Genomic DNA, 18309 nt, shown 5'->3' on the forward strand with positions numbered 1-18309 from the left:
GACGCCAAGCCCCTGCCTTTAAATCTGGTGCACCTCGCCCAGTGCCACCACGGGGCCGGTCGCCTTGCCTTCCGGCGCGCCGCCCTTGGGTTCGAGCGTGATGGCCAGCACCGAGCCTTCGCCCCAGCCGGCCCGCACCTGCTCGCTCAATTCCACCACCGAGCGCTGGTTCACCGGGATGACACCCATTGAAATCGGATCTTGTCCGCCCTGGATGGCCCAGAGCTCAAGGTCGCGGTCGGAAGCAACATCGCCCGAAAGCGCCGTCAGCCGCACTGCGCCCGTGCCGTCGTAAAGCGCCAGGAACCGCACATCGCTGCCTTCGGCCTCGAGCGCTGCGACCAATTGGGTGGTGAGGCTCGTCACGTCCGGGCCGGGCCGCATGAGATTGAAGCCGATGGCAGCAACCGCCACGGCCAGCGCGCCGGCGGTGATGCCACGCCACAAGGCCAGGCTGTCCCAGAAGCCAGGGCGCTTTGCAACGCCGAACAAACGTCCTTCGATCTGCTCCAGCGTATGGGCCGGGGTCGGAACTTCGGCAAATTCACTGTCGAGAGCTGCAAACCGCGCCGACCAGAAATCGCGCTCGGCCTGCAAGGCCGGATCGGCCTCGATCTGGCGCTCAACACGGGCATGATCGGCTGGGCTCAACAAGCCCAGGACATATTCAGCCACCAGCGCACTGCGCCCGCCGTCACCCTTTCTGTCCTGGTCCTCACTCATGCCGTCAGACACTCTCTCAGTTTGATCAGGCTGCGCCGCAGCCAGGTTCGCATCGTGTTGAGCGGCACGGCATGACGCTGCGCCAGCTCCTCGTAACTATAGCCGTCGAGATACGCTCCGCGCACGGCTTCTGCCCGGTCAGGTTCCAGCTCGGCCAGGCAGGCTTCAATGCGTGCCCCATCCTGGCTGCTGGCCGTCAAGCGCTCCGGGTCCGGCCCGGCGTCCGCAATTTCAAGGGCACCGTCCAGATCATCGGCGGGCGGGCGGCGGGCACGCAACATGTCCAGCGCATGGTTGCGGGCGATGGCCACCAACCAGCTGATGGGGGAATATTGTCCCGCCACATAGCGGTCCGAACGCTGCCAGATCTTGATATAGACCTCCTGAATGGCCTCCTCGGCCTCGGCCCTGTTTCTCAAGATACGCAGGACCACGCCAAACAGTTTCGCGCTTGTGCGTTGATAGAGCGTCCGAAATGCCTGCCGGTCTCTCAGAGAGCAGCGCGAGATCAAATCTGCGATGTCCGCTGTGGCGGTTTGCATGGCCATAGTCTGGCATCCCTCCCATTGCACCGCAATCGCGATGGTCCCTTAGGGTTCATAACGCTGGCAAGGGACAAATGGATCACGAGCCTTGAAAATGTCGGCAAAGGCGATTTCATCGGAACGGGAAATCCTTTAGACCCATTCCCCGATATGAAGGCCTTGCCAGGGAGCCGCTTACCATAATGACTGACCAAGCCCCCGACACCGACCGGTTCAGCCACGACGCCGGCATCCTCGCCCAGGCCCTGCCCTATATGCAGCGCTATGAGGGCAAGACCGTCGTGGTGAAATATGGCGGCCACGCCATGGGCGATGCCCAGCTGGGCCAGGCCTTTGCCCGCGACATCGCGCTCTTGAAGCAATCCAAGGTCAATCCCATCGTCGTGCACGGCGGCGGCCCGCAGATTGCGTCCATGCTCAAGAACCTGGGCATCGAATCCAAGTTCGAGGGCGGGCTGCGCGTTACCGACAAGCGGACCATGGAAGTGGTCGAGATGGTTCTGGCCGGCTCGATCAACAAGGAAATCGTGGCGCTGATCAATGCCGAGGGCGAATGGGCGATTGGCCTGTGCGGCAAGGACGGCAATATGGTCTTTGCCAAAAAGGCCGAAAAGACCATCAAGGACCCCGGCTCCAATATCGAGCGCGTGCTTGACCTGGGCTATGTCGGCGAGCCGGTGGAGGTGGATCGCACGCTGCTCGACCTTCTGGCCCGCTCAGAGCTGATTCCGGTCATTGCCCCGGTCGCTCCGGGTCGCGATGGCAATACTTATAATATCAATGCCGACACCTTTGCCGGCGCCATTGCCGGATCGCTCGGCGCCAAGCGCCTCTTGTTCCTCACCGACGTGCCCGGCGTGCTCGACAAGGACGGCAAGCTGATCCCCGAGCTGACCGTGCGCGACGCCAAGGCGCTGATCGCCGATGGCACCATTTCGGGCGGGATGATCCCCAAGGTCGAAACCTGCCTTGAAGCGCTCGACAATGGCGTTGAGGGTGTCGTCATCCTCAACGGCAAGCAGCCCCACGTCGTGCTGGTGGAACTGTTCACCGAATTCGGTGCCGGCACACTGATCGTGCGCTGACCCCGAAACCTCCGCTGGAAATGAAAAGGCCGCCCCGAGGGGCGGCCTTTTGCGTCAGGCTTCCACCGGGATCGGTGGAGCCGAATTGCCCTGCGGCTGACGCCCATTGCCCTTGAAGGCAAAGGCCAGGGCCAGCACCAGGCCAAATGAGACCACCTGGTACCACATGGCCAGCGCCGCCGCGTCGCCAAAGGCGGCCTGCGGGCTGTTGCCGGCGGCAAAATTGCCGGACAACTGGGAGAAGAAAATCTGCCCCACCAGCGCAATTCCCAACGCGCCACCCACCTGCTGGAAGGCCTGCAAGGCCCCCGAACCGGCGCCGGCATCGCGCGGCGGCACATTGCGCAGCACCAATTGGAACAGCGCCGAGAACCCCGTGCCCAGCCCAATGCCCGAAATCAGAAGCGGCAGGAGGAAACTCATGGGATCGATGCTGGCGCCGGTGCCGGCAATGACAAAATGCAGCCAGCCGGTGCCTCCGGCGATCATGCCCCCCGCGACAGCGAGGCGGCTGCGCAGATAGTGAGACCCGAAGCGCCCGGCGATAAACGATGCGATCAAGACCCCCACGGAGAATGGCAGATTGGTCAGGCCCGACTGTAGTGGGGTAAAACCAAACCCCGATTGCAGCAGCAGCGAAATGACCATGAAAAGGCCCGGAATGCCCGAGGCGAACACGGTGACCACAAAGGCGCCGAACATATAATCGCGATTGGCCAGGAGATCGTAGTTGAGCAATTGCGGCTTGCCGGCCGACGCGCGCTGGCGCTGCCAGAAGACGAAGACGCCCAAGAGCACGACGCCCGCAGCCATCATCCCAAAGCTCCACATCGGCCAGTCCAGCGCCCGTCCCTCAATGATGGGAAAGACCACGGCAACAATGCCAAGACCGAACAGGCCAATCCCCACGAAGTCGTTGCTGAGTTCCTTATGGTCCGGCAGGCGCGGAATGAGGAACCAGCCCGCGACCAGCGCGGCAATGCCAATAGGGATGTTGACGAGGAAAATCGGCTGCCAGTCCAGGCCGAACAGCTGCGCATCGATCAGGATGCCGCCCAGCACCGGACCGCAGACCGAAGCCAGGCCCGCCGACAGGCCGAACAGCGAAAAGGCCTGCCCGCGTTCCTGCGGCGGGAAGGTGACGGTGGCAATGGCCAGCACCTGCGGCGTCATCATCGCGCCCCCGAGCCCCTGGAGAATGCGGGCGGCGATCAGCATGTCGATGGAATGAGCCATGCCGCAAAGCGCCGAAGCCAGAGTGAACGCGGTAACGCCCAAAAGGAACATGCGGGTGCGCCCGACAATATCGCCCAACCGTCCGAACGGCAAAAGCCCCAGCGCAAAGGCCAGCACATAGGCGGCCACAACCCATTCGATCTGCGCGTCGGTGGCGCCCAGGTTCTCGCGCATCGAAGGCAATGCGACATTGACGATGGTAACATCGATCAAGTTCATGAAATTGGCGATCAGCAGGATCACCAGCGATAGCCAGCGGCGTGGATCAGGCGGCACGGTGGCGCCGGAGTGGGGTAGAGACATGTAACGTCCTCAGGTCCTGGCTTGGGCAACGACGGCCCGTTCGAATTCGGAAAAGACTGCCAGCATTTCGCCGCGCCGCGGGCGGCTGGACCGCCAGCCGACAACCATGGCGATAAAGATGCTGGCAGCAGCAAGCGGATCGATGTTGGAGCGCAAGGTCCCGTCGGCGACGCCCTTGGCGAATATTTCTGCGAGCATCTTGTGCCAATGAACGCGCATGGGCTGCATGATGGCCTCGATGGCCGGATCACGACCAGCGCGCTCTGCGAGCAGCGCCATCACCGCGAGGCGTTCAGGCGCCTGCTCCTGGCTATCGAGCGCGTCTTCAAATTCCATGCGCAACAGATCAAGTCCGGTCTTGCCTTCACGCGGGTGCCGGAGACTCTGGGCGCGGAACTCGGCTTTCAGGCTCTGCGCCACAAGGGCTATGAGCGCTTCCTTGCTGGGCACGTGATAGTGAAGCGTGGCGATATTGATGCCGACCCGCGCCGCGATATCGCGGGTACGCAGGCCCTCAAGGCCCTTCTCCACGATCAGGTCGCGCGCCGCCCGGGCAATGGCTGTCCGGCGTTCGTCGCCACTTTCGCGCTTCTGGGTTTCGCTGTGCATGGCGCTCCCATAGACCGCACCCGCGTCATAATCAATCAGTTGATTGAGAAATAATGCCATGCCCATCCGTCGGTGCCGCTTTGCTTGGCCCACTGCCTCTGCCAATCTGGCGCCCTGCGTTGACATTTGCTGTCAGCAGGCGTCCATCACCCCACCACGCGTGCCGCCAGAGACAGCCCATGACCGACTATGTCCGCAAGATCCTGACCTCCTCGGTCTATGAGGTTGCCGAACAGACCCCGCTCGACAAGATGGAGCTGCTTTCAGAACGGCTGGGGCACACGATCCTGCTCAAGCGCGAGGACCTGCAGCCGGTCTTTTCCTTCAAGATCCGTGGCGCGCATAACCGTATCGTGCACCTGTCAGCCGAGGAGCGGGCGCGCGGGGTCATTTGTGCCTCCGCCGGCAATCACGCCCAGGGGGTCGCGCTCTCGGCCACACGGCTGGGCATTCGCGCCATCGTGGTGATGCCAACGACTACACCGGTCATCAAGGTCAATGCCGTCAGACGCCTTGGTGGCGAGGTCGTCCTGTTCGGCGACGCGTTCGACGCCGCGCGCGCTCACGCCGCTGGCCTTGCCGAAAAGCATGGCTATGTCTTCGTCCACCCCTTCGACGATCCCGACGTGATTGCCGGCCAGGGCACCGTGGGCCTTGAACTGATGCGCCAGCATCCCGAGCCGATCGGCGCCATCTATGTGCCGGTGGGTGGCGGGGGCCTCGCCGCCGGCATTGCCAGCTTTGTGAAATTCCTGCGCCCCGAAATCCGCGTCATCGGCGTCGAGCCGGAAGAGGCCGCCAGCATGAAGGCGGCCATTGCCGCCGGCCATCCGGTGCCGCTCGATCAGGTCGGGCTATTTGCCGATGGCGTGGCCGTGCGCCAGGTGGGGGATGAAACCTTCCGGCTCTGTCGCGAACTGCTCGATGACATCGTGACGGTCTCGGCCGATGAAATCTGCGCCGCCATCAAGGACATCTTTGACGATCACCGCGCCATCAGCGAACCGGCGGGCGCCCTGGCACTGGCGGGCCTCAGGCGCGACATCGAAAATGGCAATGCGCCCGAAGGCGCCCTGATCGCCATCAATTCGGGCGCCAATGTCAATTTTGACCGGTTGCGCTACGTGGCCGAACGCGCCGAAATCGGCGAACGCGCAGAAGCGCTATTGGCCGTGACCATTCCCGAGCGTCCCGGCAGCTATCGTGCCTTCATTCGCCTGATCGGCAGCCGCGCCATCACCGAGTTCAACTATCGATACGCGCCCGGCGCCAATGCCCATATTTTCGTGGGCATCAAGCTCTCGGGCGGTGACGCGGAAAAGCACGACATCATCACCATGCTGACCGCCAACGCATTGGCGGTGACCGACCTGACCGATAATGAGGTTGCCAAGCTGCATGTGCGTCACATGGTGGGCGGGCGGGCCGCCGGCCTTGGCAATGAGATGGTGTTCCGCTTTCAGTTCCCCGAGCGACCCGGCGCCCTGCTCAAGTTCCTTGAGGGGCTCAACGATGGCTGGAACATCACCCTGTTCCACTATCGCAACCACGGCGCCGACTATGGCCGGGTGCTGGTGGGCATTGCGGTGCCCGCGGAGACAAGGGCGGACCTGTTCGCCCATATCGATGCCATCGGCTTTCCCTATTGGGACGAAACCGAAAACCCCGCCTATCGGCAGTTTCTCGATCTTGAGTAATGCGGCGGGGTATGGGACCCGAAGTTTCCCGATCCGGCACGCAATACTATTGGCGAGCGGTATTCCTGCGTGCTGACATTAGCTTGAAATATACCGCATCTATAGCGATCCGACCAATTTCCATCGCCAGGCCATTGCATTTGCGCTGGTGAGAGGCAATCTGCAGAAACGACGCGTTGGACTGGGGGGCTCCGGTCGCGCGCAATCCATTCGAGGGAAATCAAACATGATCAGGACGATCAAGACCACTGGCCTGATGGCCGCCACCGGACTGGCTACCCTGGCGCTGATGCAGCCCGCCATGGCGCTCGATGCCGACGCCTTCGTTGACCGCATTGAGACGGTCTACAAGGCCATGGGCACCGAGATGAGCTTTGGCACCGCGACCCTTTCGGGCGACACCATCACCGTGGACGGGGTGACCCTGACCATCCCCGGCGAAGAGCCGATGGTCCTTGATACCGAACTGACCTTTTCCGGCGTGGCCGAATATGACGACGGCAGCTACACCATGGACACCCTGTCGGTCCCCGACATCGACATGGAATTTGGCGACGAACATGTGGGCCACCTGACCCTGGTGGACATGGTTGCCGAAGACCTCTGGCTGCCTCCCGAAGGTGACACCAGCGCCGAAGTCCTGCTCCAGCTGGTAGGCCGCATGGCCACCGGCCCGCTGACCGTGACCCGCGATGGTGCCGAAGTCATCAAGATCGACGGCATGGAAGCGGCGACCGAGTTTGTCTATGACGCCGACGACGCGCTGGAATCGCTGGCCTCAAGCCTCTCGATCTCCAACATCTGGGCTGACCTGAGCACCGTGGGCGAAGAAGAGCCCGAAGCCGGCGCCATCATCACTGCCCTTGGCCTCACCAATATCAGCGGCAATATCACCCAGTCGATGAACTGGACCATGGCAGATGGCAATGTGGTGATCGACGAGTTCCTGTTCGATTTTGCCGATGTGGGCGCACTCAACCTCACGCTCGACATTGCCGGCTTCACCCCCGCCATGCTCGACAAGCTCTATGCCATGCAAAGCTCGGACCTTGATCCGACGAGCGAAGAGGCCCAGGCCCAGCAGATGATGGCCGGCATGGAGGTGGCTCAGGCCATGACCATTTCGGGCGTATCCATCCGCTACGATGACGCTTCGCTTGCCGGCAAGCTGCTCGACATGTTCGCCGCCCAGTCCGGCGCCGACCGCGCCGCCTTTGTGGAAGGCCTCAAAGCCATGCTGCCCGCCATGATCGCCGAAAGCGGCATTCCGGCGCTTGCAGACCTCGTGGTGCCGCCGGTCTCGAGCTTCCTCGATGATCCGCAGAGCCTTGAAGTGGCGGTCAAGCCGGCCAGCCCAACCAGCGTGCTGGTTCTGGCGGCAGCGGCCTCCAACCCAGCCAGCCTGATCCAGGCGCTTGGCTTGACGGTCACGGCCAACCAGAAGAGCAAGTAGCCTCCGAAACGGGCGGGGCCCAAGGGTCCCGCCCCAACGGCACTGATGAAGCCTTCATGCTTTCGTGCCAGAATGCCCTCATGACCGCGCCCCTCATCCGCACCAGCCTCGACCATGTCACCGAATGGGTGTTCGACCTCGACAACACCCTTTATCCGCGTGAATGCAATCTGTTCGCCCAGATCGACACGCGCATCACCCATTATGTGATGGACGTCACCGCGCTCGATTTTGCCAGCGCCCGGGACCTGCAAAAGACCTATTACCGCGACTTCGGCACCACGCTGAACGGGCTGATGCAGCGCCATGCCATCGACCCGGACCACTTTCTCAACACCGTCCACGCCATCGATTATTCGCCGGTCGATCCGCATCCCGACCTCATCGAGGCCATTGCCGCCCTGCCCGGCCGCAAGTTCATCCTGACCAATGGCGATACTGGCCATGCCCGCTCGGTGCTCGCCCGGCTCGGCGGCGCGCATCTGTTCGAACATGTGCATGACATTCGCGCCATGACCTATGTGCCCAAGCCGCACCGCGCCGCCTATGACGGTTTTTTCGACCTGCATGGCATCGACCCGAGCCGCGCCATCATGTTCGATGACCTGGAAAAGAACCTGGTCGTGCCCCATGAAGTCGGGATGGCGACAGTGCAGGTGGTGGCCGGCGAGGACTTCGCCCACGAGCAGGTCGAGGCCTGGGAACTGGGCCGGTCAACCGGACCGCATGTCCACCACGTGACGGCCGATCTCGCCGGGTTCCTGCGCAACCTGCCCTGAGCGTGCTGCCCGGACATGACCGACAGGTAATGGGATCAGTGATTTGTTACTATTCCCGCTGCCGATGAAGCGCTTTAGACTGGCACCATGAGCGACCTTCCCGGCCGGCGTCCGCCGCCCATTCCCGACAAAAGCCCCACCCTGCGCGACCAATTGGACAACCTTACCCATCTGGGACGGTTGCTGGCGCAGATCTGGCGCACCAGCAAGGGCTTGACCACGGCCAGCATCGGCCTGCGGCTGATCGCGGCGTTGCAGCCGGTGGCGGTTCTCTATGCCGCCAAGCTGATCGTCGATGAGGTGGTCCGGCTTTCTGCCCTCACCCCGCCGGGGCCGGGCATTCTCGATTGGTTCGAGGCAGGTCTGCTTAATCCCATCATCGGCTTTCTGCTGCTTGAGCTGGCCCTGGTGCTGGCCAATGACGTCATTGCGCGCATGACCGGGCTGGTCGATTCGATCCTCTCCGAACTCCATTCCAACCAGGTGAGCGTCGAGCTGATGGCCCATGCCGCACGGCTCGATCTGCAGCATTTCGAAAGCGCCGAATATCAGGACCGGCTGGAGCGGGCCCGCCGCCAGGCCGCCGGGCGCAATGCGCTGTTGAGCCAGATATTCGGACAGGCTCAGGACATCATCACGGTCATCACCCTGGCGGCGGGCCTGTTCTTTTACGCCCCCTGGCTGATCCTCTTGCTGCCCATCAGCTTCCTGCCCGCCGTCTGGGGCGAAACCCGGTTCAATTCACTGGCCTATATGCTCAGCCGCTGGCGCACCCCGGAGCGCCGGGAGCTCGAATATCTGCGCCATATCGGGGCTAGCGCCGAAACCGCCAAGGAGGTCAAGCTTTTTGGCCTGGGGGATTATCTCATCGCCCGGTTCAAGACACTGGCGCACCAGATTTTCCTCGAGAACCGCCGCGTCGCCACGCTCCGCGCCAGTTGGGGGGCCCTGTTTGCGGGCATCGCCAGCCTCGCCTATTACGCCGCCTATGGCTTTATCGTCTGGCGCACCATCACCGGCGCCTTCACCCTGGGCGACCTTGCCTTTCTCTCGGGCTCTTTCCTCCGGCTCAATGGCCTGTTCCAGCGCATCCTGCTCGGCTTCACCGCCATTGCCGGGCAATCCATGTATCTGGACGACCTCTTCTCCTTCTTCGAGATCGCGCCCACCGTGCTGCCGCCGGCCCAGCCAAAACCCTTTCCGGCTCCGATCACCAGCGGCATCACCTTTGACAATGTGGGGTTCAGATATCCCGAGACCGACAATTGGGTGGTCCGCAATCTCTCCTTCACCCTGCCGGCGGGCGAAACGCTGGCGCTGGTGGGCGAGAATGGCGCGGGCAAAACCACCATCGTCAAGCTGCTGACCCGGCTCTATGACCCGAGCGAAGGCCGCATCACCATCGATGGCGTTGACCTCAAGGACATGGCGCCGACCGATATCCACGCCCATGTCGGGGTGATCTTCCAGGATTTCATCCGCTACAGCTTTACCGCCCGCGACAATATCGGGGTCGGCCGCATCGAAGCGCGCGAGGACCAGGCCCGCATCGACACGGCCGCCGCACAGAGCCTGGCCGACGGCGTCATCGCCCGACTGCCCAAGGGCTATGACCAGCAATTGGGCCGCCTGTTCAAGGCCGGTCGCGATCTCTCGGGTGGCGAATGGCAGAAAGTGGCCATCGGCCGCGCCTATATGCGCGATGCCGAACTGATCATCCTCGACGAACCCACCGCCGCGCTCGACGCCAAGGCCGAAGCCGAAGTTTTCGCGCGCTTCAAGGGCCTCGCCGCGGGCAAAAGCGCGGTGATTATCTCGCACCGTTTCTCAACCGTGCGCATGGCCGACCGCATCCTGGTGCTCGACAATGGCGCCATTCTCGAAGCCGGGACCCATGAACAGCTCGTCGCCCTGAAAGGGCGCTACGCGGAACTGTTTGATTTGCAGGCTGCGGGGTATCGCTAGGCGACTTCCTTTACGCAGCCGGTCACCCCACCCTGATTCCTTCCCCATGATGGGGAGGGAGCAGGGTCCCTACCGTCTTGCCAGTGTCACAATACATCGATAAATCTCGATACATGGATGATACAGCAATCATTGAGGCTCTGTCCGCCCTGGCCCAGCCGTCGCGCCTTGCCGCGTTTCGGCTGGTGGTGGAGCACGAGCCGCACGGTCTGCCCGCGGGCGAAATCGCCCGCCGGCTCGATGTGCCGCAGAACACCATGTCGAGCCATCTGGCTCAATTGACGCGGGCCGGACTGCTTTCGGCAGACAAGCAGGGGCGCACCATCACCTATCGGGCCGAGATCGACCGCATGCGCTTTGTCATGTCCTATCTCGTCAACGACTGCTGCGGCGGTCGCCCGGAACTGTGCGCCCCGTTGATCGAAGACATCACCCCCTGCTGCGTTCCTGAGGAGGCGCGTCGTGACTGACCGAGCTTATAATGTGCTGTTCCTGTGTACCGGCAATTCGGCCCGCTCCATTCTGGGTGAAGCCTTGTTGAATGCCGTGCCCGGCGGTGTATTCAAGGCCTATTCGGCCGGGAGCCAGCCCAAGGGCGCGGTGCATCCACTGGCGCTGCACACGCTCAATGAACTGGGGCTGCCGACCGAGGGCTATCGCTCCAAATCCTGGGATGAATTCGCGACGCCCGATGCGCCCAAGCTCGATTTCGTCTTCACCGTCTGCGACAATGCAGCGGGTGAAGCCTGCCCGTTCTGGCCTGGCCAGCCAATGACCGCCCATTGGGGCGTTGAAGACCCGGCCGCCGTTACCGGCAGCGAGATCGACAAGGTCAATGCCTTCCGCGACGCTGCCCGATTCCTGCGCAATCGCATCAACGCCTTTGCCGCCCTGCCGCTCGCGACCATCGACCGCATGTCGCTGCGCAATCGGCTCGACGAAATCGGCAAGCTCGATGGCGCCACCAGCAAGGCCAACAATGAGTGATCCTATCCGTCGGCTCGCTGCCGAAGCTCTCGGCACCGCCATGCTCGTTGCCACCGTGGTCGGCTCGGGCATCATGGCCCAGCGCCTCACCAATGACATCGCCCTGGCGCTGCTGGCCAATACCGCAGCCACCGGCGCCATCCTGGTGGTGCTGATCGGCCTGTTGGGGCCAGTCTCGGGAGCCCATTTCAACCCGGCTGTGACCCTGGTTATGGCGTTGCGGCGCCAATTGAGCGCCACCGATGCGGGCTTTTATGTCATCGCCCAAATCGGCGGCGCCCTGATCGGCACCTTGCTCGCCCATTTGATGTTCGACCTGCCCCTGGTTTCGGCCTATGCTGACCCACGCAATGGTGCGAGCCAATGGCTCAGCGAGGTCATGGCCACCTTCGGCCTGCTACTGACCATCCTCCTGTCGCTCAAGCACGCTGCCGATCAGATAGCGCTGCGCGTCGGGCTCTACATCACGGCGGCCTATTGGTTCACCGCCTCGACATCTTATGCCAATCCGGCCGTCACCATTGGCCGGGCGCTGACGTCGAGCTTCGCCGGCATCGGCCCGGCCGACGTGCCCGGCTTCATCGTCGCCCAGATCGTCGGCGCATTGCTGGCTCTCGGCGTCGCCACCTGGCTGCTGCGTACACCTTCGGAGCATCGCGCATGAGCATCACAATTTATCACAACCCCGATTGCGGCACCTCGCGCAACACCTTGGCGATGATCCGCGGTGCCGGCATTGAGCCCGAAGTCATCCTCTATGTGCAGGCCCCGCCCGACCGCGACCGGCTGATGGAGCTGATCGACCGCGCCGGGCTTCGCGTGCGCGATGCAATCCGCGTCAAGGACACGCCCTATTTTGAACTCGGCCTCGACAATGCCGCACTGTCGGACGCCGAACTGATCGACGCCATGCTGGCCGATCCGATCCTCATCAACCGGCCCTTTGTCGAGACGCCCCATGGCGTACGGCTCTGCCGGCCGTCCGAAGTGGTACTCGATATTCTGCCCGAGGCTCTCGGCATCCCCTTCACCAAGGAAGATGGCGAAGTGATTATCGACGCCCAGGGTCATCGGGTCTGACTGGCCAAACACGGCAAACCGCCCTACCTATCGGGGCAGCAAGCCAATCGGATGCGCCCGTGCCCCTGCCCGAAGACAATCGCCTGACCGTCATCGCAGAAACCTATCGGCTGCTTGGCGACCCGACCCGTCTCAAGGTCGTGCTGACCTGCCTTGAAGGCCCCATTGCCGTGGGCGACATCGCCAAAGCCACCGGCGCCAGCCCGTCGCTGGTCAGCCATCACCTGCGCCTGTTGCGTGCCGCCCGCCTCGTGCGCGGCACGCGCCGCAACAAACAGGTGTTTTACGAAGCCGCCGACGACCACATCGCCCGCATGCTGAGCGATATGCTGGCCCATGCCGCCGAAGAGCACGAGCCAGGCGAAGACGACGTCGGCTAGACGGGCCGCGGGCCTCAAGACTCTGACCTGCGCAAACGCTAAGCTGACGCGCGTGGCGTTCCAAAGCGCCAAGTCGCCGATACGTTTTGCTCGAAACGCTCGGGCCTGCACATCATGTCTGCACGGAGAGTACCCATGCCTCGTTTCCTTGCCGTCTATACCATGAAGCCCGAAGCCCTCGCCCGGTTTCGCAGCATGACGAAGGCCGAACAGGATGCCGTCGACGACAAGGGGCTGAAGCTGTGGGCAGATTGGGAAGCCCGAAATGCCGGCTCGATCACCAATCGTGGCGGCATGGTGGGCAAGACGACGCGGGTGACCACAGACGGCATCGCCAGCGCCACGAATGACTTTTGCGGCTATGTCATCATCGAGGCAGAAACCGCCGAGGCCGCCGCGAAGCTGTTCGTGGATCACCCACATTTCTCGGTGTTTCCGGGCGACGGCGTTGACATCATGCCCTTCCTCGCCGGACCGGATGAGGGATAAAGCGGCTTGACATGATCATATGCACAGCTATTCATATGATATTCTGAAAGAGAGTATCATCATGTCTGTCCATGACCACGGCCACACGTCTGATCACGACCACCACGACCATGACCACGCCGGACATGGCCATGCTCCCAAGGTGAGCACCGGTAATGAGCGCGCGGTGCTGATCGGCCTCTGCCTCACCGGCGCCTTCATGGTGGCAGAGGTGGTAGGTGGCTATTTGTCCGGTTCGCTGGCCCTGCTTGCCGATGCCGGGCACATGCTGACCGACACCGTGGCGTTGTTCCTTGCCTGGCTCGGCTTTCGCCTGGGCAGCCGCCCGGCGGATGCCAGGCGCAGTTTTGGCTATTCGCGGCTGGAGGTCTTGGCCGGGCTGATCAACGCCCTGACGCTCTTCGTGCTGGTGGGCTGGATCGCCTATGAGGCGGTGCAGCGCCTGTTTGCGCCCGAAGAGGTGCTGGCCGGACCAATGCTGGTGGTGGCGGTGCTCGGGCTGATCGTCAACCTCGTGGTTTTCCGCATTCTCTCGAGCGCCGACGCCGACCATGTGAACATCAAGGGCGCCATGCTGCATGTGCTGGGCGACCTGCTTGGCTCGGTCGGCGCCATCGCCGCCGCCGTGATCATCTGGCTGACCGGCTGGATGCCCATTGACCCCATACTGTCCCTGCTGGTGAGCCTGCTCATTCTGCGCAGTGCCTGGGCCCTGCTGACGCGCACCTTCAACATCCTGATGGAAGGGGCGCCCGACGGGGTGGAACCAGAGGCCCTGGGCAACCAGCTGGTTGAAACCATAGATGGCCTGGCCGGCGTCGGGCACTTGCATGTGTGGTCGCTGTCCTCCGGCCAGACCATGGCAACACTCGACATTGCCCTGCGCCCTGGCGCCGACCCCGCCACGGTTACCTCTGCGGTGAAGTCTGCCCTGATGGATCAGCACAATATCGCCCATGCCACCGTGGAGATCGACTGGACCGGCACCTGCGCTGATTGCCCGGCGGCCCCGACGCCTCATCAATAGGTGGCGCGACCGCCCGAGAGATCGAAGACGCTGGCCGTGGTGAAGCTGTTTTCCCTGCTGACCAGCCAGGCCACCATGGCTGCAGCTTCTTCGACTTCGAGAAACCGCCCGCGCGGAATGCGCGAGAGCATATAGGTGATGAACTCGTCGGTGAGCGTGTCGAGGATGCGGGTCTTGGCAGTTGCCGGGGTGATGGCGTTGACGGCGATATCGTGCCTGGCCAGTTCCTTGCCCAGCGACTTGGTCAGGCCAATGACGCCCGCCTTGGCGGCTGAATAGGCCGAGGCAGTGGGATTGCCCTCCTTGCCGGCAATCGAGGCAATATTGACGATGCGCCCGTAATTGCGCGCCTTCATGCCAGGCACCACCACGCGATTGACGTAGAACGTGCCGTTGAGATTGATGTTGATGACCCGGCGCCATTCTTCGGGATCGTAAGCGTCCAGCGTCGCATTGTTGCCGGCAATGCCGGCCGAATGGACGAGAATGGAGACCGGCCCCAACCCGGCCTCGGTTGCCGCATGCGCCTGCTCCAGCCCGGCAAGATTGGTGACATCGACCACCTGACGGGACACCCCCTCCCCCAGCGCCGCCACCGCCTTGTCCAGCACGTCTCCATCGCGATCCCACAGGCTGACCCTCGCGCCCGACGCCAGCAGGCGATGAGCAATGGCAAAGCCCAGCCCCTGCGCTCCACCGGTCACCACCGCCACCTGGTCCTTGAGATCGATCTGGTTCATGTCCGCTCCCTTGCATATTGGGCTGCCGCCTGCCCGGCCAACCGCCCGGTGGCAAGACACGCCGTGAGCAGGTAACCGCCCGTCGGTGCCTCCCAATCCAGCATCTCGCCGCAGGCGAAGGTGCCGGGAAGCGCGCGCAGCATCAAGCCCGCATCCAATCCGTCCCAGGCTATGCCGCCGGCTACCGAAATCGCCTGTTCGATGGGACCAGGCCGTTCGACCGGCAGGGGCAGCGCCTTGATGAGCCCGGCAAGCGTCTCCGCAGTCCGGCTCGCGGCATCAGGCACCAGTTCGCGCAGCAGGCCAAGCTTGACCCCATCCAGCCCGGCGCCCTTGCGCAGCCGATTGGAAAAACTGGCCTTGGCAGGTTGCCGGCCCAGATCCTTTGCCAGCCGCTCGACACTGCGTCCGGGTGCCAGATCGAGGGTGAGGGTAGCAACGCCATCCCGCTCCAACCGGTCGCGGAGGGCCGCCGCATGGGCATAGACGAGGCTCCCCTCGATGCCCGATCGGCTCACCACAAACTCGCCCGGCAGGTCGCCCGCGTCGCTTCTGGCCACCACCGCCTTGACCGGTGCCCCCGCAAAGCGCTCGGCAAAAACGGGGCTCCAATTGACCTCGAAACCGCAATTGGCCGGGCGGAAGGGCGCCACGCTGACCCCGCGCTCTGCCAGCCGCGGCACCCAGGCCGCATCGGACCCCAGCGCGGGCCAACTGGCGCCGCCCAGCGCCAGCACCACGGCATCAAAGCGATCCGTGACCTGACCTTCGGGGGTTTCAAAAACCAACATATCGCCGTCATAGCCCAGCCAGCGATGCCGCACCTTGACCGTGACACCCTGACCCGCAAGGCGGCCGAGCCAGGCGCGCAACAGCGGCGAAGCCTTCATTGCCTTGGGAAACACCCGGCCCGAGGAGCCCACAAAGGTCTCGATGCCCAGGCCCGCGCACCAGTCGCGCAGTGCCGACGCCGGAAAGTCGTCGAGCGCGGCCTGCAATGGCGCGCGGGACGCGCCGTAGCGCGCCTCGAACTGGGCCTTATCCTCGGCATGGGTGATGTTGAGGCCTGACTTGCCGGCCATGAGCAATTTGCGCCCGACCGTGGGCATGGCGTCAAAAACGACAACGTCAGCGCCCGCCGCCGCAGCAGCCTCGGCCGCCATCAGCCCCGCCGGGCCGCCGCCAATGATTGCTATCCGCCCCATGTTGTCCCCGCATCACCTAGCCAAGGGCATAGCGCATGCCGCCCGAGGGAGCCACTCCCTGCCCTTGGCAAACGCCCGCCGCCCCGCGAATTCTGTTAAGTTTCGCCTAAGGTATGACGCCGTATGATCGCCCGGTTTCAGGCGGGGGCCGACGATGCATGTGCTGATTGTCGATGATAGCCGGTCGAGTCTGGCGTTGATCGGCAGCATCGTCAAAGAAGCTGTGATGGGCGATGTCGAGCTATGCCTCAACCCGCTCGAGGCCCTGGAGCGGTGCCAGGCCCATCAATATGACCTGGTGATCGTTGACCACATCATGCCCGAAATGGACGGCGTGGCCTTCACTGCCGCCCTGCGCTCGCGACCTGCCTATCGCATTGTGCCGGTCATCATGGTCACCTCGGACAGTGACAAGACGGTGCGCATAGAAGCCATCAAGGCTGGCGCCACCGACTTCCTGCACAAGCCCTTCGACCCCATCGAATTGCAGGCGCGCGTCGCCAACCTCCTGGCCCTGCGCCAGGCCCAGGTTGAACTGGCGGACCGCGCCCAATGGCTTACCCGCGAAGTCGAGCGCGCCACGGCCCATCTTCTGGCGCGCGAAGAAGAAGTCATCTATCGCCTCGCCCGCGCCATCGAATATCGCGACGGCGACACGGGCGAACACGTCTCGCGCGTGGCCCAGATCAGCCAGTTGATTGGCGAGGGCATCGGCCTGCCGCCCGAGCGCTGTCGCATGATCTATCTGGCCGCGCCTCTGCATGACATCGGCAAGATCGGTATTGCCGACGCCATTCTCTCCAAGCCCGGAAAGCTGACGCCTGAGGAAATGGCCATCATGCGCGAGCATGTGACCATTGGTGCACGCATCCTCGAGCGTGGCGGCTCGGACCTGATCCGCACCGCCGAGCTGATCGCGCAAAGTCATCACGAGAAATGGGACGGCACCGGATATCCCGATCGCCTGTCCGGCGTGGATATCCCGATCGAGGCGCGCATCGTCGCCATCGCCGATGTCTTTGATGCCCTGTGCTCCGAGCGGCCCTACAAGGCTGCCTGGCCCATCGAAAAGGCCTATGCGGAAATCATCCGTTGCAGCGGCGCCCATTTCGACCCTTCCTGTGTTGCGGCCTTCCGCGCCAAATGGCCCGAGATCTGCGCCGCCATGCGGCCCGACGACCAAGCCCAGGCCGTCGGCTTCTAGTTCTGCTAGCCCATCACGCGACGTGACTTGCGCCCATCGAGCCCATTGGCTGCGTTGCACCAATTGACGCGCCACAGACCCGCCGTCACCCCAAGTGAATCAAACAATATCATGACTCGAATTCTTGGCGCTCGACTCTGAGTCAAACGCACTCGACTCAACCTGATTCACGATGGATTCCGAAAGAACCACACGGAAACAGTAGAGATTATTTGATTAAAATGATTACTACTGGAAGTAATATTTGAAAGAATCGACCGACGGAGAAAACTGAACAGGCAAAGTAACCATCGGTTAAGCGCGCCGTGTAAGTATTATCTCCAAGCCGGATGGGAATACGGCGAAGATTGGCAATAGCAACAGCATAGCGGATTCAGCAGCGCACCAGTCCACTTCGCCTACCGACTTCCCCTAGAACTTCGCGGTAGAGAGACAGAATGTCATCATCGAAAAACTGTATCCGGTCATCCGCATGACCGAAGAACGTAGTTACACGCTCGTATTGACGGGCGACGCAGGAATCAAATCCGCACAGGATGTTGCGGCCAGCCTGCTTGAAGCCATCGAGAACCACGCCCGGCTGGAGGTCGATACGCAGACTTTGTCTGCCGCCGACCTCACCACTGTGCAGACCTTGCTTTCGGCCAGGGCAAATGCCCACGCGCGTCAGCGGGACCTCACCCTGTTGGCGCCTCTCGGAGCCCCCTTGAAGGCCGTGCTGGATCAGGCCGGATTTCTCTCGCCCGGACAGGAGCATCGCAGCTTCTGGACCACTTTTGCAGACCAGCCAGCAGGACACTGA

At 63.0% G+C, this 18309-nt stretch carries 20 protein-coding genes; 14 read left to right on the forward strand and 6 right to left on the reverse strand.

Annotated elements, in window-relative coordinates; genetic code table 11:
• Nucleotides 1-18: 18 nt before the first annotated feature.
• A complete protein-coding gene (locus NIM87_RS13610; RefSeq protein WP_254675247.1) occupies nucleotides 19-723 on the reverse strand; it encodes an anti-sigma factor in 705 nt (234 codons plus the stop codon).
• The gene (locus NIM87_RS13615; RefSeq protein WP_254675248.1) at nucleotides 720-1271 is read right to left on the reverse strand and encodes a sigma-70 family RNA polymerase sigma factor; all 552 of its coding nucleotides are present in this window, start codon (nucleotides 1269-1271) and stop codon (nucleotides 720-722) included. Before NIM87_RS13615 ends, NIM87_RS13610 begins: the two co-directional genes overlap by 4 nt.
• 179 nt (nucleotides 1272-1450) lie before the next feature.
• Here NIM87_RS13615 and argB point away from each other — a divergent pair, with 179 nt between their 5' ends.
• Nucleotides 1451-2353, forward strand: a complete 903-nt coding sequence (argB, locus tag NIM87_RS13620; protein ID WP_254675249.1) for an acetylglutamate kinase — start codon at nucleotides 1451-1453, stop codon at nucleotides 2351-2353.
• 54 nt (nucleotides 2354-2407) lie between these two features.
• Here the strand turns inward: argB and NIM87_RS13625 are convergent, their stop codons facing one another.
• Both NIM87_RS13625 and NIM87_RS13630 read right to left on the reverse strand, forming a co-directional pair.
• The gene (locus tag NIM87_RS13625) at nucleotides 2408-3892 is read right to left on the reverse strand and encodes an MFS transporter (RefSeq protein WP_254675250.1); all 1485 of its coding nucleotides are present in this window, start codon (nucleotides 3890-3892) and stop codon (nucleotides 2408-2410) included.
• Nucleotides 3893-3901: 9 nt separating this feature from the next.
• Nucleotides 3902-4561 carry a TetR/AcrR family transcriptional regulator gene (locus NIM87_RS13630; protein WP_254675251.1) on the reverse strand — a complete coding sequence of 220 codons (660 nt, stop codon included), beginning with the start codon at nucleotides 4559-4561 and terminating at the stop codon, nucleotides 3902-3904.
• A gap of 119 nt (nucleotides 4562-4680) precedes the next feature.
• On the opposite strand from NIM87_RS13630, the gene ilvA reads away from it, so the two are divergent.
• From ilvA to NIM87_RS13685, 11 genes are all read left to right on the forward strand, one after another.
• Nucleotides 4681-6198: a threonine ammonia-lyase, biosynthetic gene (ilvA, locus tag NIM87_RS13635; RefSeq protein WP_254675252.1), complete on the forward strand. Its 1518-nt coding sequence runs from the start codon at nucleotides 4681-4683 to the stop codon at nucleotides 6196-6198.
• Nucleotides 6199-6424: 226 nt separating this feature from the next.
• Entirely contained in the window at nucleotides 6425-7651 is a 1227-nt protein-coding gene (locus NIM87_RS13640; protein WP_254675253.1) for a hypothetical protein, read from the forward strand.
• A gap of 80 nt (nucleotides 7652-7731) precedes the next feature.
• Nucleotides 7732-8430, forward strand: coding sequence for a pyrimidine 5'-nucleotidase (locus NIM87_RS13645; RefSeq protein WP_254675254.1), 699 nt, complete (start codon nucleotides 7732-7734; stop codon nucleotides 8428-8430).
• A gap of 87 nt (nucleotides 8431-8517) precedes the next feature.
• Nucleotides 8518-10395: an ABC transporter ATP-binding protein gene (locus tag NIM87_RS13650; protein WP_254675255.1), complete on the forward strand. Its 1878-nt coding sequence runs from the start codon at nucleotides 8518-8520 to the stop codon at nucleotides 10393-10395.
• A gap of 113 nt (nucleotides 10396-10508) precedes the next feature.
• Nucleotides 10509-10865, forward strand: a complete 357-nt coding sequence (locus tag NIM87_RS13655; protein ID WP_254675256.1) for an ArsR/SmtB family transcription factor — start codon at nucleotides 10509-10511, stop codon at nucleotides 10863-10865.
• Complete coding sequence (locus tag NIM87_RS13660) at nucleotides 10858-11382, forward strand: arsenate reductase ArsC (protein WP_254675257.1); 525 nt, start codon at nucleotides 10858-10860, stop codon at nucleotides 11380-11382. The genes NIM87_RS13655 and NIM87_RS13660 overlap by 8 nt, the downstream gene beginning before the upstream one ends.
• Nucleotides 11351-12046, forward strand: a complete 696-nt coding sequence (locus NIM87_RS13665) for an aquaporin (protein ID WP_408640078.1) — start codon at nucleotides 11351-11353, stop codon at nucleotides 12044-12046. The genes NIM87_RS13660 and NIM87_RS13665 overlap by 32 nt, the downstream gene beginning before the upstream one ends.
• A complete protein-coding gene (gene arsC / locus NIM87_RS13670) occupies nucleotides 12043-12462 on the forward strand; it encodes an arsenate reductase (glutaredoxin) (protein ID WP_254675259.1) in 420 nt (139 codons plus the stop codon). Before NIM87_RS13665 ends, arsC begins: the two co-directional genes overlap by 4 nt.
• A gap of 59 nt (nucleotides 12463-12521) precedes the next feature.
• Entirely contained in the window at nucleotides 12522-12842 is a 321-nt protein-coding gene (locus tag NIM87_RS13675) for an ArsR/SmtB family transcription factor (RefSeq protein WP_254675260.1), read from the forward strand.
• A 135-nt stretch (nucleotides 12843-12977) separates the two neighbouring features.
• A complete protein-coding gene (locus NIM87_RS13680; RefSeq protein WP_254675261.1) occupies nucleotides 12978-13331 on the forward strand; it encodes a hypothetical protein in 354 nt (117 codons plus the stop codon).
• A gap of 61 nt (nucleotides 13332-13392) precedes the next feature.
• Entirely contained in the window at nucleotides 13393-14358 is a 966-nt protein-coding gene (locus NIM87_RS13685; protein WP_254675262.1) for a cation diffusion facilitator family transporter, read from the forward strand.
• Here the strand turns inward: NIM87_RS13685 and NIM87_RS13690 are convergent.
• Entirely contained in the window at nucleotides 14352-15098 is a 747-nt protein-coding gene (locus tag NIM87_RS13690) for an SDR family NAD(P)-dependent oxidoreductase (protein WP_254675263.1), read from the reverse strand. The genes NIM87_RS13685 and NIM87_RS13690 overlap by 7 nt on opposite strands.
• The gene (locus NIM87_RS13695) at nucleotides 15095-16303 is read right to left on the reverse strand and encodes a TIGR03862 family flavoprotein (protein WP_254675264.1); all 1209 of its coding nucleotides are present in this window, start codon (nucleotides 16301-16303) and stop codon (nucleotides 15095-15097) included. Before NIM87_RS13695 ends, NIM87_RS13690 begins: the two co-directional genes overlap by 4 nt.
• A 154-nt stretch (nucleotides 16304-16457) precedes the next feature.
• On the opposite strand from NIM87_RS13695, the gene NIM87_RS13700 reads away from it, so the two are divergent.
• Together NIM87_RS13700 and NIM87_RS13705 are read left to right on the forward strand one after the other, a co-directional pair.
• Nucleotides 16458-17507 (forward strand): HD domain-containing phosphohydrolase, encoded by a 1050-nt coding sequence (locus tag NIM87_RS13700; protein ID WP_254675265.1) that lies wholly within the window; start codon nucleotides 16458-16460, stop codon nucleotides 17505-17507.
• Between the two features lie 472 nt (nucleotides 17508-17979).
• Complete coding sequence (locus tag NIM87_RS13705; protein WP_254675266.1) at nucleotides 17980-18309, forward strand: STAS domain-containing protein; 330 nt, start codon at nucleotides 17980-17982, stop codon at nucleotides 18307-18309.

The sequence above is a fragment of the Devosia ureilytica genome (assembly GCF_024273195.1).
Taxonomy (GTDB): Bacteria; Pseudomonadota; Alphaproteobacteria; order Rhizobiales; family Devosiaceae; genus Devosia; species Devosia ureilytica.